This window comes from Sphingosinicella rhizophila (assembly GCF_032378825.1).
Taxonomy (GTDB): domain Bacteria; phylum Pseudomonadota; class Alphaproteobacteria; order Sphingomonadales; family Sphingomonadaceae; genus Allosphingosinicella; species Allosphingosinicella rhizophila.
The window spans coordinates 1-14,541 of the sequence record NZ_JAVUPU010000018.1; the positions used below are offsets into that span (position 1 = coordinate 1).

Here is a 14,541-nt window from a genome sequence, read left to right on the forward strand (position 1 = left end):
AAACCGGCCTCGCGCACAAAATTACGGACAGTCCCGTCGAGAACAGCCATCTGCCGTTCCGAAGACGAGAGCGGGCAATGGCGCGGTTCAGACGAATGAAGACGCTACAGAAGTTTGCCTCAGTCCACGCCAGCATGCACAATCACTTCTCTCAGGAACGCCACCTCATCGACCGACAGACCTACAAGGCTCGCCGCTCAGCCGCCTTGGCCGAGTGGCAGATCGTCATGGCCTGAAATTTGAACGGAAAGGCCAGAGCTGCGCCACCTAGAGACAAGTTGCAATTAGACTGGCAGCACCTGTTCCGGCCATACAAAGTGTTTTGAGGGCCGCGGAGGACCTCCACACGTTCGATATTCGTCAGCTCAGCGTCCAAATTCGAGCGGCTCCCCTGATAGACCCCGTCGACGAAGACCCCCACGTTGGGTTCGCCAAACACGACGGGCAGACCGCGCATCACATAGTAAGCCGTATTTCGGCGTTGTCAAAGCAAGTGCACCTCTTGGTAAGGAGCGGCAGGGCAGGGGCAGCTGATGCCTAGATCTCGCAAGCCTGATAGCCCGTTCCGGTACTTCAACTCATCGGCCGAGGTGATCCGGCTTGCGGTGATGATGTAATTGCGTTTCCTGCTGTCGCTAAGAAACGTCGAGGACCTCCTATCCGAGCGTGGGATCGACATCTGCCACGCGACGGTGCGGCGTTGGTGTAGCAGGTTCGGCTCGAGACTCAGTTCGGTACTCTTTCATGCCTCATGTCTCATGCTTCGTACCTGATCGAAACGTCGATTCGACTGAGGGACTGAGTGTGGGACTGAGCTGGCATTAAATTAATTTACCCTGTTATTACAGAGAGGTAGTCGATCCAGACGCTCCCACCCTCTCCGCCAAGCACCCCCGGCACTTGTCTCCGCCAGCGGTCGGAGCCCTTAACAGGCCGCTTTCCGGCGCCTTTTAGCGCCCGAATCCGAACTTCGGCCCTGGCAAAGGCCTTCAAATCCGTGACGGCGGGGTCCTTCACTGCCTGCCGTCTCCACGATAACGATGCACGGGTGACTTTGTGGAGAAACAGGGAATTTTTGTAACTTCGGCGAAGAAACAGGGGACGGACACGCTAAGCGAATCGATTGGATGGGGATTATCTAAGAAAACCAATGTCTTCTGAAGCGTAAAATCACTTTCCTGTTAATTGGAGGAACAGGGAAAGAATTTGGGCTGAACAGGGAAAGAGTTCGCCCATAACAGGGGACACTTATCCGCAAACCCTACGTCCGAGACTGAGCCGCGAGCGGAAAGTCTGCTTTGCAACCGCCCAGGCCGAAAGCAGCCATGCAGTGGCGACGAGCGCGCCTATCGGCTCGCTGCTCTAGCGGCATTTCCCCACTTTACGCGTTCAGGCTGCAGCGAGTCGCGCGGCAGATCGCAGGCTATCGATGAGGTCCTCTGAAGCACCCTAATCGCCACCCGCAGCTAAAGCCTAGGAGTGTTGAGATTTTGGGAGTAGGCTTCAGTTGATCTAGGATAACTGATGGTTGAGGTAACCGCAAAGTCAGGCTCCCAAAAAGAGGGCGAAGCAGCAGTCGACTCGTTCCGGAAGGATCTCGGCCCTTTCGTCGTGGCCACCGAAAAAACCCGCATGCCGATGATCTTCACCGACCAAAAGCCCGGCCATCCCATAGTCTTCGCAAATGACGCCTTCCTGGCGCTGACGGGTTATGAGCGAGATGAAGTGCTCGCAAAGAGCTTTCATTCGCTGCTGGCCGTGGGAGTCGACGCGGCAACCCTGCCGATAGTTGAAGCCGCATTCCGCGGAGAGAGCGACAGCGACCCTGAGATTCACTACAAACGCAAGGACGGCAGCGAGTTCTGGGCATCGATCTTCATCAGCCCAGTGTGTGACGAGAGCGGAGCTGTCGTTCAGCAGTTCGTGTCCTTCGTCGACCTCACCAAGCATCGGCAGGAGAATATCCGGTGTAAGATGCTAATCGACGAACTCAATCATCGCGTGAAGAACACGCTGTCGACGGTCCAGTCGATCGTCACCCAGGCGCTTCGCCGGCCAGCCGAGCCTGAAGCGATCCGCGAGGCGATCGAGTCGCGCCTTCTGGCTTTGTCGCGATCACACGATCTGCTCACCAGCGGCAATTGGGAGGGGGCGGGCCTGCACGACCTAGTCGATACCGCCTTGCATCCGTTCGAGGGGATCGCCGGTCGCGAAGAGCGTTTTACGATTGTAGGCGACAATATGCATTTGCCGCCTAAAACCGCGCTCTCACTCGCGATTGCGTTTCATGAGCTTGCCACCAACGCGGTCAAGTATGGCGCCTTCTCAAACGACGCAGGAAAAATCGAAATCGACTGGACGGTGGTGCGGGAAGTAGCAGGGGACCGGCTCGTGCTGCGGTGGCGCGAGCGCGACGGGCCCCCCGTGATGCCGCCCACGCGCAAAGGATTCGGTTCGTGGGTCATCGAGCGCGGGCTGGCGCACGAGCTGGGCGCCAAAGTGACGCTCGATTATTTGAACCTCGGACTTGCCTGCACAATCGACATTCCCGCCCCCGCCGGGGCGGATGAATGACTGGCCTTCTTGCGGGCCGCCGCATCCTTGTCGTCGAAGATGAGATGCTCGTCCTGATGAACATCGAGATGGCGCTCGAGGATCTCGGCTGTTCCGCGATTTGTGCGGCCGCCAGCGTCGCAGAGGCTCTCTCGCTGCTTGCTAAACAAGGATTTGACGCGGCCGTAGTTGACGTCAATTTGAACGGGGAGAAAAGCTACCCGATCGCCGACGCTCTGTCCCGACTTGGCATCCCGTTCGCGTTCTCGACAGGCTATGGCGACCTGGGTGACCGCGTCGATCTTAACGACCGACCGATGCTCCGAAAGCCTTATTTGCGCTCCGATTTGGTAGCAGTGTTCAAGCAGCTAATGGCCGGCGAGCCATTGTCTTCATAGGCATAGTTCAGCCGAAACCTGGCAGACCAGAATATGACTCGGAGCGGCTTGCGAGCCACTTGGTCGGCTTTTGTTTGTCGCATCCGGTCTCTTACTCAGGTCCGCATTCGGCAGTTCCCGTCCCGCTCCGACACGATCAACAATGGCGCACGGCGGCCATGGCGGAAGGTGGGCCGGTTGCTGACTGGCAGGTTGCAGGCGATCGGGACGTGAAAGCTGCCGTTCTCGAGCGGTCACGGCGCACACCCCCATAACGTCGAGATGGAGCCGATATAAAATCGCGGCTGTCGCGCGTTCGATTTTGCGCTACGTCGAGCATGATGACCTCAGAGGCGTTTCCCGACGAATCCAACGTACTCGAAGCCTGCGGTCGCCTCGTCGATTTTGGTGCCTGGGATCAGACCAAGATCGATCCCGAAGGGTGGCTGGGCAATTTCTCCGCCGCCGAACGTCCGTTCGCGCTGGTTCTGCTGAGCAGATTCACATTTCTCGCCGACCATCTGGTCGACCAGCTGTTTCGCTCGGCCTTCCAGAATCTGTCGACGATGCTGCTCGAAGACTGGCCACCATTGTCCGATGCCTACGACCGATGGCGATCCTTTTGCGACGAGGCACTGATCACCATTGTCCAAGGTGAGGATCCGAACCCTTCGGACAGTGGCTGGCTGTTCGCAAGGAAGGCGCGCCAGGCGATCGGCATAGATCAGAAGCAGCTGTTCGAGCCGCGCGACGTGATCGTGAAGCTGGCCGACGGATTTTCCGGTCCCGTCGTGTTCGTTGATGACTTCGTCGGCTCGGGTGAGCAGTTCCTGGCCACCTGGGACCGCCTATACGAGCATGGCAGCGGCAAAGCATCTTTCAAGACGCTCGCGGACTCCTCGTCCGCATCCTTCTTCTACTGTAACGCCATGACGACTGAATATGGGCGCAAGCGGATCCATAGGCACGTCCCTGGCGTCCAGATCTCGGCCGGTAATGTGATCCCCGAACGTTATTCGCTCGCCGATCCGGCGTCGCTTTTGTGGCCCAAGACAATTCGGAATGAAGGCATCGCCCTGGTCGAGGCTGCAGGCCGAAGGCTTGGATATGATGCCGACGATGGTGGGGAGGACGATTGGCGCGGCTTCCACAAGCTTGGCCTGGGCCTCGCCTTCCAGCATTCGGTTCCCGATGCCAATCTGCCGATCTTCTTCACCGACAAGAATGGCTGGAAGCCATTGGTGCGTCGGCTGTGACACGGGCACCCGCCTTCGACGACGATGAGTCGATCACCGACCCTTTCGGCATCTATCGTGCGGAGTGGCTGAAGGATGCTCTCTTCAAGCTGTTCACCAAGCCGGCTTATTATCCGGAACTGGAAACGCCCCGGCCATGCGTGCTCGTCGGCGGTCGGGGGACCGGGAAGACCACGGTATTGCGATGCCTGTCCTATGAGGGCCGCTTCGAGCTCGATAAGCATGACGCAGCGCACATCAACGATTGGCCTTATTATGGCTTCTATTATCGAGTGAACACCAATCGCGTCACGGCCTTCCGCGGCGACGAACTGTCCGACCGCCAGTGGGAGCGCGTGTTCGCCCACTATCTCAACCTGGTCTTTTGCGGCCAAGTCGTCGAATTCTTGAACTGGCACGCCAAGACCGCGCCGCAAGGCGCGTCGCTTCCAGCGTCCGTTTGCCAAGACGTCGCGGACGCGCTTTATCTGGACCCGGCAAACGATCAGGCCGCGCTCCTGACCAACATCCATCGCGGCCGCCGGCGTTTCGAGGCATTTCTCAACAATCTCGACGCGGGCGCATTGCCGCCTCTCTCACTCCAGGGCCAGGCGATCGACGATCTCTGCCAGGCGGTCCTCGACATGCCCGAATTCCTGGGCAAGAACCTGTTCTTCATAGTCGATGAATTCGAGAATCTGCTCGATTATCAGCAGGTGGTCCTCAACACGCTGATCAAGCATTGCGGCCCGCATTATACCTTCAAGATCGGGGTGCGCGATCTTGGCTGGCGCCGGCGCAGCACCTTGAACGAGAATGAACAGCTCGTCAGCCCCGCCGACTATGAGCGGATCGACATCGAGCAGCGGCTCGAAGGCGAACAGTTCGTCAATTTCGCCGCCGACGTCTGCAACTTGCGGGCGCAGGTTTCGAAGGACTTCCCATCCGGGCTCGACATCGCGCGCATCCTCCCTGCTTTGTCCGCAGAAGAGGAAGCTGATCTGCTGGGCGTGAAGGAGCATGCTGCGCGCATCCTCCGCTACATCGAGGTTGAATGCCCCCAGTGGATGGACGAGGCGACCGCCATGGCGCCGCTGGATCTATCGCTCGTCGATTTCTGGGCACGGTCGCAGCAATCGAGCATGACGGCGGTGTTCGAGGAGCGGCGACGCGAACCAAAGAGCTGGGACGACCGGCTCGGCAATTACAAGTTCGCCGTCCTCTTCACGTTGCGCCGCCATAAACCGGGCATCCGGAAATATTATGCCGGCTGGCGGACCTATACGCTGATGGCGGGCGGCAACATCCGCTACCTGCTCGAACTCGTCGGCCAGGCGCTTCTCCTGCAGAAGCGGGATGACCGCAGCACGCCGGGAGAGCCTGTGCGCCCCGAACTGCAGACCCAGGCCGCCACGCAGGTTGGACGCAAGAATCTCTCGGAACTGGAGGGGCTGTCCGTCCATGGCGCGCAGCTCACCAAGCTCCTGCTCGGCCTCGGGAGAATCTTCGAGGTGCTGGCCAGCGAACCAGAAGGACATACGCCCGAGGTCACGCAATTCACCTTGCCCGAAGACGCGCCGCTGGGCGACGCTGAGAAGCTGCTGTCGGCCGCCGTCATGCACCTCGCGCTTGTGCGGAGCGTCGCGAACAAGCGGACTGACCTGGATCTCAAGGGCTACGACTATTCGGTCCACCCGATTTATTCGGCATTTTTCGTGTTCAGCTATCGGCGCAAGCGGAAGCTCCGTCTCACCCCTAATCAGCTGATGGCGCTCGTCCGGGAGCCCAAGACCGGGATCCGCCAGATCCTGCGTCAAAACAATCGGGACGATGAGGATTATCCTCTTCCCGATCAGCTGCGGCTATTCGAAGGCTTCTATGAAGCCGATCAGTGAGCGTCCGCTGTTCACCCGGGATTTCGAGGATCCGTCGCGCTTCCAGCCGACGGCCGGCTCGAGCTACCTTTATGGCGTGACATCGGAACCGCGTAGCGAGTTCGCGCTGTCTCTGTTGAGGCGGTCGTCGGGCGTACGCTTCGTCGAGATCAGGGACGGAGATGCCGCAGCATTTGAGACAAACTTCCCTGGCTTCGAACGGGTGCCGACCCGGAGGCGCGCGCCTCTGCAGGATTTCGTCGCGTCGCTGGGGAGCGGTACGATCTACCTGGACATCACCGGCCTTGGCCATGCCACATGGGCGCCATTGGTCAGGATTTGCCTCGAGGCCGGCCAGCCGTTTCGAGTTATCTACCTCGAACCAGACACCTACAATGAGTCGCCGACGCCGGATGCGGGCCAGATATTCGATCTGAGCGAGCGGATCGACGGCATCGCGCCGATACCATTGTTCGCTTCGTTGAACGACAGGGCCGAGGAAGACATATGCTTCGTGCCGCTGCTCGGCTTCGAGGGCGTGCGTCTGTCGCACATGCTGAACGAGGTCCAGCCGTTGGCGAAGAAAATCTACCCGATCATCGGCGTGCCCGGTTTTCGGCCTCATTATCCACTGGACGCCTATCTCGGGAATGCGACGCCGCTCGAAAAATATAAGGCCGCCAGAAATCTCCGTTTCGCGCGATCTAACTGCCCATTCAGCTTGTTCTACACGCTTGAAGATATCCGCGATCGGCACCCATCGCAGCAGCTCAAGGTCGGTCTGATCGGCACCAAGCCGCATGCGCTCGGCGCGATCCTCTTCGCGATCGCGCACGGCGATGAGGTCGAGATCGTCTACGACAATGTGAAACGTAAAGTCGGCCGGACCGCCGGCACCGCACGCTGCCTAGTCTATGGCGTATCCGACTTCCTCCCCCGCCCGCGGCGAGCGGCGGCCTGATGGACGCCATCTATACACCGCCCGATCTCGCGAAATTCCTTGCCGAGGCGTCCACGCTGGCATCGCCCCGATCGGTCGCGGATTTCGCAGCCGGCGATGGTGCCCTGTTGAGGGCGGCTGCCGCGCGGTGGCCGGGAGCGAAACTGTTCGGCTCGGATATCGATGAACAAGCGGTCGCGTCGATCGAAGCGCTGCTGCCGGGATGCGACACGATGCTTGTCGACTTCCTGGCGGACGCCTCCAACCGCCTACTGGCGGACCGCCTGTTTGACTTGATATTGCTCAACCCGCCATTCTCCGGCCGCGGCAATAGGCGCTATTCTGCCGAGATCGAGGGCGTCGATCACAAGGCGAGCAAGGCATTAGCCTTCGCTGCCCGCGCGCTCGCATATTTGGCGCCAGGGGGTGAAATCATCGCCATCCTGCCGGCTTCCACGCTCACCAGCGAGCGAGACGCGGCCTTGCGGAAAGCGATGCGCGCATGGGGTCATGTCGAACAGATCGGGGATGTATGGCGGACTGCATTCAAATCTCATGCCGTCGCCGTCACGGTCTTGCGCATCACGAGAGCAAAGCCAAAGCGAAAGACCATAAGCAAGCCGACCCTGATTTCGTTGCGCCCTTTCGCCGTCGAAATGACGCGAGGATCACTCTCCGTGCATGAGCATGTGACAACCGATACCGGCCCGCGCTTCATCCACACAACCGACCTCCAACGTAATTGCCTCTTACCCTCTGACCGGCGTGCCTCGTCTGCGCATCGAACGATCAGCGGTCCGGCAGTCCTGATTCCGCGTGTTGGGCGACCGAGCAGCGACAAGGTAGTGCTGCTCGCGTCCGGCGAGGCGGTGCTGTCCGATTGTGTGATCGCGCTTCAGACCATTCCAGTCGGCTCTGAGCAGGCACTGGCCGATCTCCTCGTCGAGAATTGGGAAAGCCTGAAGACGGCCTACGGTGGGAGCTGCGCGTCCTACACGACCCTGAAGCGCCTGACCAAAGCCCTTCTCCGCTTCGGACTCGCCAGTTCAATTCGACGGGAAGAGCGGCAACCAGCACGAGCGAAGGCCGGGCTCATCGAACCACCTTCGATCGGTCAGGTCGCAAAGAAGCGCTCCGCCGGTTGACGACGCTGGTCGTGGTCAATCGGGCGCTATATGCCCCCGAGAGGACGCGACGCCGCAGTCCCAGCATTATCCGACCGTAGGCCACCGACGCCGACGGGACGCAAACCAGATTGTACGCGTCTCGGCCCACGCGAAAAGCAGCCAGAGCGCTTTGTCCCAGAACGGTTGTCGGTCTGTGCAGCAGGGCCATGTGAACGAACGACTGATTTTGGGATCGTCGATCAACGACGGCAATGGCCGAATCTGGGCGCGTATCAGACACCCGCGCACGGGAACGCGAAAAGCCTCCGCTGCTCCTCCCACGATGCCGGAATCTTCGCGCGTGTAAGTTGCTCGAGCATCAGAGTGGGCGGCTGGCGCCCTTCCATAATGGCCTCTTGGATATCGGGCGCCAAAAACGCCAGGCGAGCAAGACGACGCAGATATGGCGACCCGGGCGACGACTCCAATCGAGGCATGCCGTCCTTATCTGTTCGAGCCATGGTATGAGCCGCTCGCAGAGCCTTGATCATTGCCCGGTCGTGGCGCGCCTCCTGCCTCGCAGCACCCGTTGTCCAGGCACGTCCTCCCCGCATTTTCATCCTGATCGGCACGATCACTCGCAAAGAGCTTGGGTCCTCATCGACCCGCTCCACCTGCTCATCATCAGCCAGTGAAGCGCGAACCTCGGGCAGCAGCCTGATCGGCAACAGCAACTGCAGTGAGTGCGCGTGCACTTCGATACGCGTCGGGACGGTCAGAGGTTGACTACGCTGGCTCGGAACGAGGCGCGTCGCGATGGTAGTAACGAGCCTCTCCAGATTGGAGGCTGGTATCCGCCGCAGCTGCTCGTTGCGTGGTTTGTGCGTCGCTCCTTGCTGCAGCGGCGCCGACACATAATAGCGATATAACTTGCCGCTTTGCCCATGCGAGAAAGCGGGGCTCATTGGATTGCCGGCAGCGTCGAACACCCGTCCCCTCAGTGGCGAGCGCGTCACTCGATTGGCACCGTGCTCGCGGGCGTTGGCGTTCAGCTTCGACTGAACGGCGTCGAACAACTCAGCGTCGACGATGGCGGTGTGGACACCGGGGTAGGCCGTGTCCTTGTGGACGATCAGCCCCAGATAGATCCGGTTGCGAAGCAGGTAGAACAAGGCGCCGCGGCTGAAAGGTTCGCCCCCGACCAGTTTGCCGCCCTTGGTCGTCCGTTGTTTGGAGCGGACGCCCTGTTCCCGAAGCAGATGCTGGAGCGAGTGCACCGAGCCAAGCTGCAGATATTTGTGGAAGATGGAGCGGACGATCGCCGCCTCGGCTTCATTGATGATGAGCCTGCGAGCGCTGTCGGCCGGAAGGTCATAGCCCAGCGGCGGAACTCCGCCCATCCACATACCCTTGGCTTTGGAAGCAGCGATCTTGTCGCGGATTCGCTCGCCGGTGACCTCGCGCTCGAACTGGGCAAAGGAGAGCAGCACGTTGAGCGTCAGGCGGCCCATGCTGCTGGTCGTGTTGAACGCTTGGGTGACACTGACGAAGCTCACCTGATGCTTGTCGAATAGCTCGACGATGCGAGCGAAGTCGGCGAGGCTGCGGGTCAGGCGATCGATCTTGTAGACGACCACCACGTCGATCATGCCTGCCGCGATGTCGGCGAGAAGTCGCTTTAGGCCAGGCCGCTCCATCGAGCCGCCGGAAAAGCCACCATCGTCATAATGGGCGGGAAGGACACGCCAGCCTTCGCTCGACTGGCTCTTTACATAGGCCTCCCCAGCTTCCCGCTGAGCATCGAGGCTGTTGAACTCCTGGTCGAGCCCTTCTTCCGAACTTTTGCGGGTATATATGGCACAGCGCTTCGCGGCGGCATTCATGACCGCGTTTCCCGCAAGCCAAAGAACCGTGGACCATTCCAGCGGGTACCGGCGATGGCGGTGGCGGCCGATGAGAGGCTTGGATAAAGGGTCCCGTTCCAGCGGAACCCCTTCTCCTCGACTTCTACTTCAACCACTTTGCCATTCCACTCGCGCCGGAGCTTTGCGCCCGCGCCAAGGCCAAGCCCCTCTGCCTGGACCGCGCCCTTACGCTTTAGCTGGCGTCGGACCTCAGGCGAGAGGCCGCCATGGGCGGCTGCCTGGATCCGCCATGCCAGCGAGAGTCTCAGGAGTGGTACCGAGCGGAGCGGTGGTGGCGGACCAAATCTGGTCCGCCACTCTTTCCTCAAGGCTTCCAGGTCGAGTTTCTCCAGCGCCTCGACCGCACGCGTCACGACATCGCTCACTGATCGCTCGCGATCCGGTAGCGGCGGAGCCCATCTACCTTCTCCGAGGCGATCGTGTGCCCCCGTTTCTTGAGGGCGCCGGCGAGAGCGCCCCGAACGGAATGTCGCTGCCACGATGTGGCATTCATCATCTCGTCGAGACTCGCCCCTTCCGGCCGCCGTAGCAGCGCCTCGACATGGTCGAGCTTGGAAGTGCCGCTGGGCACTGCGAGTTTCTTGCTTTTGGACATTTTGCTTCTCCTGGTCATCGCGGGGGAGAAGATCTCCGCCGCTACCAGCAGAAGCCCGGAGTGCCGGGCGCACCGCACTGAAGCTTCGTTGCGGCGGCAAGTCCAGTACATTGTCTGTATCCTTTACGTTCCCGAAAAGTTCTGATACTGATCTGGATCATGCTGGTCGATTCGGATGTGGCGGCTCCACCCGCCTCTCGCCCGCTCTTGATTGCTTACAGGGCAGTCGAGACCCTCAAACCTGATCCTCGCAATGCGCGGACGCACTCCAAGAAGCAGATCGAACAGATCGTCGCTTCAGTGCGGGAGTTCGGCTTCACCAACCCGGTGCTGATCGATTCGGAAGGCGTGCTCATCGCCGGCCATGGCCGCCTACTTGCTGCCAAAGCAATCGGGATGGCGGAAGTCCCGACCATCGAGCTTGCCGGCCTTACCGAAGGGCAAAAGCGAGCGCTTCGCCTCGCCGACAACAAGATCGCGCTCGGCGCCGGCTGGGACTTGGATATTCTGAAAGTGGAGCTTGCCGAGCTTTCCCTGCTCGATCTCGACTTCGATCTCACCGTGAGCGGCTTTTCAACCGGCGAGCTCGACGTTCTGCTGAACCCCCCGAAAGATCCCGATGATGAGGTGATCCCGGCGGTGCCGGCGGAACCTCGCGCCAAGGTCGGCGACATCTGGATGCTCGGCGACCACCGCATCGGCTGCGGCGACAGCCGCGACGATGCCTTTCTGCGAGAGGTCGTCGGTGAGGGGGCTCATATCGACGCCGCTTTCCTCGACCCGCCCTACAATGTGAAGATCAACGGCCACGCCAATGCCAAGGGCCGGCACCGCGAGTTCGCAATGGCCTCGGGCGAGATGAGCGATGCCGCATTTCGTGCGTTCCTCGCAGAGACCTTGGGAGCAGCGGCCAAAGTCTCACGCGATGGCGCGGTTCACTTCATCTGCATGGACTGGCGCCACATCGACGATGTCTCAGTCGTCGGTGCCGATATTTATGGCGACCTGCTCAACCTGTGCGTCTGGAACAAGAGCAATGCCGGGATGGGGTCGCTCTACCGGTCGAAGCATGAGCTGGTGTTCGTCTACAAGGTCGGTGCTGCACCTCACTTCAATGCGGTCGAGCTTGGCCGCCATGGGCGCAACCGGACCAACGTCTGGGACTATGCTTCTGTAAATTCCCTTGCCGGCAGCCGCCGCGAGGATCTGGCTATGCATCCGACCGTCAAGCCCACCGCTTTGGTTGCGGATGCCATCCAGGACGTCACCCGTCGCGGGGAACTCGTGCTCGACACGTTCCTAGGATCGGGCACCACTCTGATCGCTGCCGAGCGCACCGGCAGGCGCTTTCGCGGAATCGATATCGAACCCGCTTATGTGGACGTGTCCATCGAGCGCTGGGTGGCGATGACTGGCGGAGCGCCGGAGCTGGCGCAGCGAAAGGCTGAGACTTGAGCAGCCGCGGCGGGCGCCCGCCTGCAGAGCATCGGTTCACGAAAGGCACGAGCGGCAATCCTAAAGGCCGGCCGCGCAAGCAGGTGACGAAAACAGTCTCGGCGTTCGATGTCGTGTTGGACCGAAGCTTCGCAATCACGCAGAACGGCGTGCCCCGCGAGCTCAGCGTCGAGGAGGCACTGCAGCAGCGAACCTACCAGGATGCCATCGCCGGCAACCGCCCCGCCCGTCGCGAAATCTTGAAGATGATCGCCAAGCGCGAGAAGTGGCTCGCCGACAAAGCCCCCAAGCGCCACCAGAATGTCGCGTTTCAATCGGAGCCGACCGATCCCAGAAACGCCGACGAAGCGCTCAAGATCCTAGGCATCGCGACCACAAACGAGAAATGGACCGATCACGCCAAATATGAGCATCTACTTCTGGAGCCATGGGCGGTGCAAAAGGCGCTCAGCCGGCGCGGGTTCAAGTCCATCAAAGCCAAGGAGGTAGGCGAGATCAAACGCTGCACGCGTGATGCCCAGAGCCTCGCCTGGCCCAAAAGCTTGCGCGATGAGTAAGACGGGCGGTCGCAACTACGAGGTCGGCTACGGCAAGGCCCCCGCTGCCGCGCGGTTCGAAAAGGGCAGAAGCGGTAATCCCAAAGGTCGTCCCAGGGGACGCACGAACCGGCCGCCTTATGATGTCGTGCTTGGGCAGGTGGTCACGATCCGCGAAGGCGGGGTCGAACGTCGGCTGACCGCGGCCGAAGCCTTTCTGCTACACATGACCAAGAGCGGTCTCGATGGTGACAGCGCTGCGGCCCGTTCGACCATGGCCGCTATCGAGGAAGCCCGGGCCCGCCGCGGCAGCCGTGAGGCTCCTGAGTTGAAGATCGTCTGGGTGGTGGTGGAGCCTGGCAGCGTGAATTCGGCCCTGGCGCCACTACGCATGGCGACCAAGCTGGACCCTTACCGAGACACTGCCCGCATCGCGCTTGAGCCGTGGCTGGTCGAGGAGGCGCTCGCCCGGCTTGGCGAGCGGCAGCTTACTCTTGAGGAGCAGGCAAAGGTGGTAAAGGCGACGCGAAGGCCGAAGAAGGTGCGATGGCCGGAGTGGTGGGAGATCCATCCGTGAGGGCTTCACATAATTGGCCTTATCGCACCGTGGCGATTTCACATGTCGTTAGGCGACCTGAGGGTTGAGCGTGTGAGGCCTATCGATTAACTCGCCGGAAAGCTGGTTTTGCCATTGTCGCACCATGAGGCACGGCAATCCCAATTTCTCCGCGGCCCGGACTCGGCAGCGCCGCGCTCAGCTCGGTGGACCTACACCAGTGACTCCCTCGTCAGCGGCTTGCTGCGGTGGTGTATCGCCTCCAAGTCGCCGCCGGAGTTTTTTTGGGTGCCCATCGATATCCTAAACAGCCAATTTGTGCGTCCAGAGTGGTGAAGAGGCTCGTTTTCGCCGTGTCGACGAGTATAACGTGGGCCTGAGACCGTCGAGGTTCAGCTTGACGGGCAATGATGCAATGACCATGGGTTGAAGCGAGCAGCCGCGCTTTGAAATCTGGTGATGCTGGCAGTCAATAAGGGCTAGCGAGTTCAGTCCCGCGAGGATAAAATGCAGAGAGGCTCAGACTCTTTGGGCGTGCTCCCGCTTGGGACCCCGAGCTTGCGGAAACGGGCGGAGGACGTGGATAGTCGAGGTGAATCGCTGAGCGGGGATGCCGCTAGATTATTGACTACCCTCGATAACTTTCGCGCGACGTTTGGCTTTGGCAGAGCTATTTCTGGGCCCCAAATTGGGATCGATTTGCGCATGATCGCAGTGCGGATGGCCGGGTGGCCCTCGATTGTAATCAACCCTGTAATAACTTGGCAGAGTGCGGACTCCGTAACCCTTTGGGACGATTGCATGTGCTTTCCCGACCTGCTGGTGCTTGTTCGGCGATCGGCTTCAATTTCGTTGTCATTTACCAGTCTGGATGATGTCGTGCATCAACGCGCGCGGCTCAACATTGCCGAGGCGGAGCTATTTCAGCATGAGGTTGACCATCTAAATGGCATCTTAGCCATAGATCGCGCAGAAGGCAGGAATGCCCTTATTTCACGTTCAGCATTTGTTGAGGACGTGAGCCATTTTCACAAGAAAGTCGACTATATAGGATCGAACTAAGGAGGGCATTTTACTGGACTTTATCAGGACAATTTTTCCGTTGCGCGCTGAAGGGGGCTGTCAGAGTAAATTAGCGGCTCGGTAAGGGCAGGGTGCTACCACCTGCCTCAGGAGCAAAGCCAATAATCGGGCTTGTCAGACTAATCTAGCGTATGTGATCAGGCGCCGGCACCAGTGCAGCATGAGCAAGGTCCCCAACCCTTTCCGCTGCTTCCATTCATCCCCCGAGGTGATTCGCCTCGTCGTCACGCGTTCGAGGAGGAGCATTGGGGTCGGAAATATCCGGCGATCGCGCAAAGCTGGCGGCGCCACTGGGACCAGGTGATC

Annotated in this window: 13 protein-coding genes and 3 pseudogenes; 12 read left to right on the forward strand and 4 right to left on the reverse strand. The window is 60.3% G+C overall.

What is annotated here, in order from left to right; translation table 11 throughout:
• A pseudogene (locus RQX22_RS19105) lies at positions 1-236 on the forward strand (hypothetical protein); the annotation flags it as partial.
• Here RQX22_RS19105 and RQX22_RS19110 read toward each other — a convergent pair.
• Positions 182-466, reverse strand: a pseudogene (locus tag RQX22_RS19110) (TonB-dependent receptor plug domain-containing protein); the annotation flags it as partial. The pseudogenes RQX22_RS19105 and RQX22_RS19110 overlap by 55 nt on opposite strands.
• Before the next feature lie 67 nt (positions 467-533).
• On the opposite strand from RQX22_RS19110, the pseudogene RQX22_RS19410 reads away from it, so the two are divergent.
• The 7 genes and pseudogenes from RQX22_RS19410 to RQX22_RS19145 form a co-directional block, all read left to right on the forward strand.
• A pseudogene (locus tag RQX22_RS19410) lies at positions 534-734 on the forward strand (IS6 family transposase); the annotation flags it as partial.
• Positions 735-1,524: 790 nt separating this feature from the next.
• The gene (locus RQX22_RS19120) at positions 1,525-2,574 is read left to right on the forward strand and encodes an HWE histidine kinase domain-containing protein (RefSeq protein ID WP_315728785.1); all 1,050 of its coding nucleotides are present in this window, start codon (positions 1,525-1,527) and stop codon (positions 2,572-2,574) included.
• Positions 2,571-2,951, forward strand: coding sequence for a response regulator (locus tag RQX22_RS19125; RefSeq protein WP_315728787.1), 381 nt, complete (start codon positions 2,571-2,573; stop codon positions 2,949-2,951). Before RQX22_RS19120 ends, RQX22_RS19125 begins: the two co-directional genes overlap by 4 nt.
• Before the next feature lie 317 nt (positions 2,952-3,268).
• The gene (locus RQX22_RS19130; RefSeq protein WP_315728790.1) at positions 3,269-4,186 is read left to right on the forward strand and encodes a phosphoribosyltransferase-like protein; all 918 of its coding nucleotides are present in this window, start codon (positions 3,269-3,271) and stop codon (positions 4,184-4,186) included.
• A complete protein-coding gene (locus tag RQX22_RS19135; protein WP_315728792.1) occupies positions 4,183-6,060 on the forward strand; it encodes an ORC-CDC6 family AAA ATPase in 1,878 nt (625 codons plus the stop codon). The genes RQX22_RS19130 and RQX22_RS19135 overlap by 4 nt, the downstream gene beginning before the upstream one ends.
• On the forward strand, positions 6,044-7,000 hold the full coding sequence (locus RQX22_RS19140) for a hypothetical protein (RefSeq protein WP_315728794.1): 957 nt from the start codon (positions 6,044-6,046) through the stop codon (positions 6,998-7,000). Before RQX22_RS19135 ends, RQX22_RS19140 begins: the two co-directional genes overlap by 17 nt.
• Positions 7,000-8,124: an N-6 DNA methylase gene (locus RQX22_RS19145; protein ID WP_315728796.1), complete on the forward strand. Its 1,125-nt coding sequence runs from the start codon at positions 7,000-7,002 to the stop codon at positions 8,122-8,124. Before RQX22_RS19140 ends, RQX22_RS19145 begins: the two co-directional genes overlap by 1 nt.
• 254 nt (positions 8,125-8,378) lie before the next feature.
• On the opposite strand, the gene RQX22_RS19150 is transcribed toward RQX22_RS19145, so the two are convergent.
• The 3 genes from RQX22_RS19150 to RQX22_RS19160 are packed head-to-tail and all read right to left on the reverse strand — an operon-like array spanning position 8,379 to position 10,605.
• A complete protein-coding gene (locus tag RQX22_RS19150) occupies positions 8,379-9,968 on the reverse strand; it encodes a recombinase family protein (protein WP_315728798.1) in 1,590 nt (529 codons plus the stop codon).
• On the reverse strand, positions 9,965-10,375 hold the full coding sequence (locus RQX22_RS19155) for a DUF2924 domain-containing protein (RefSeq protein WP_315728800.1): 411 nt from the start codon (positions 10,373-10,375) through the stop codon (positions 9,965-9,967). The genes RQX22_RS19150 and RQX22_RS19155 overlap by 4 nt, the downstream gene beginning before the upstream one ends.
• Entirely contained in the window at positions 10,372-10,605 is a 234-nt protein-coding gene (locus RQX22_RS19160) for a DUF3489 domain-containing protein (protein WP_315728802.1), read from the reverse strand. The genes RQX22_RS19155 and RQX22_RS19160 overlap by 4 nt, the downstream gene beginning before the upstream one ends.
• 159 nt (positions 10,606-10,764) lie before the next feature.
• On the opposite strand from RQX22_RS19160, the gene RQX22_RS19165 reads away from it, so the two are divergent.
• The 4 genes from RQX22_RS19165 (at position 10,765) to RQX22_RS19180 (ending at position 14,214) form a co-directional block, all read left to right on the forward strand.
• Positions 10,765-12,060 carry a site-specific DNA-methyltransferase gene (locus RQX22_RS19165; RefSeq protein WP_315728804.1) on the forward strand — a complete coding sequence of 432 codons (1,296 nt, stop codon included), beginning with the start codon at positions 10,765-10,767 and terminating at the stop codon, positions 12,058-12,060.
• Positions 12,057-12,617 carry a DUF5681 domain-containing protein gene (locus RQX22_RS19170; protein WP_315728806.1) on the forward strand — a complete coding sequence of 187 codons (561 nt, stop codon included), beginning with the start codon at positions 12,057-12,059 and terminating at the stop codon, positions 12,615-12,617. The genes RQX22_RS19165 and RQX22_RS19170 overlap by 4 nt, the downstream gene beginning before the upstream one ends.
• Positions 12,610-13,173, forward strand: a complete 564-nt coding sequence (locus RQX22_RS19175; RefSeq protein ID WP_315728808.1) for a DUF5681 domain-containing protein — start codon at positions 12,610-12,612, stop codon at positions 13,171-13,173. The genes RQX22_RS19170 and RQX22_RS19175 overlap by 8 nt, the downstream gene beginning before the upstream one ends.
• A gap of 486 nt (positions 13,174-13,659) precedes the next feature.
• Positions 13,660-14,214 (forward strand): peptide deformylase, encoded by a 555-nt coding sequence (locus RQX22_RS19180; RefSeq protein WP_315728810.1) that lies wholly within the window; start codon positions 13,660-13,662, stop codon positions 14,212-14,214.
• Positions 14,215-14,541 lie beyond the last annotated feature (327 nt).

Excerpts from the sequence above, each read along its gene's own strand:
- RQX22_RS19120 (WP_315728785.1), top strand. The coding sequence starts at position 1,525 with ATGGTTGAGGTAACCGCAAAGTCAGGCTCCCAAAAAGAGGGCGAAGCA.
- RQX22_RS19125 (WP_315728787.1), top strand. The coding sequence starts at position 2,571 with ATGACTGGCCTTCTTGCGGGCCGCCGCATCCTTGTCGTCGAAGATGAG.
- RQX22_RS19130 (WP_315728790.1), top strand. The coding sequence starts at position 3,269 with ATGATGACCTCAGAGGCGTTTCCCGACGAATCCAACGTACTCGAAGCC.
- RQX22_RS19140 (WP_315728794.1), top strand. The coding sequence starts at position 6,044 with ATGAAGCCGATCAGTGAGCGTCCGCTGTTCACCCGGGATTTCGAGGAT.
- RQX22_RS19145 (WP_315728796.1), top strand. The coding sequence starts at position 7,000 with ATGGACGCCATCTATACACCGCCCGATCTCGCGAAATTCCTTGCCGAG.
- RQX22_RS19150 (WP_315728798.1), bottom strand. The coding sequence starts at position 9,968 with ATGAATGCCGCCGCGAAGCGCTGTGCCATATATACCCGCAAAAGTTCG.
- RQX22_RS19160 (WP_315728802.1), bottom strand. The coding sequence starts at position 10,605 with ATGTCCAAAAGCAAGAAACTCGCAGTGCCCAGCGGCACTTCCAAGCTC.
- RQX22_RS19165 (WP_315728804.1), top strand. The coding sequence starts at position 10,765 with ATGCTGGTCGATTCGGATGTGGCGGCTCCACCCGCCTCTCGCCCGCTC.
- RQX22_RS19175 (WP_315728808.1), top strand. The coding sequence starts at position 12,610 with ATGAGTAAGACGGGCGGTCGCAACTACGAGGTCGGCTACGGCAAGGCC.
- RQX22_RS19180 (WP_315728810.1), top strand. The coding sequence starts at position 13,660 with ATGCAGAGAGGCTCAGACTCTTTGGGCGTGCTCCCGCTTGGGACCCCG.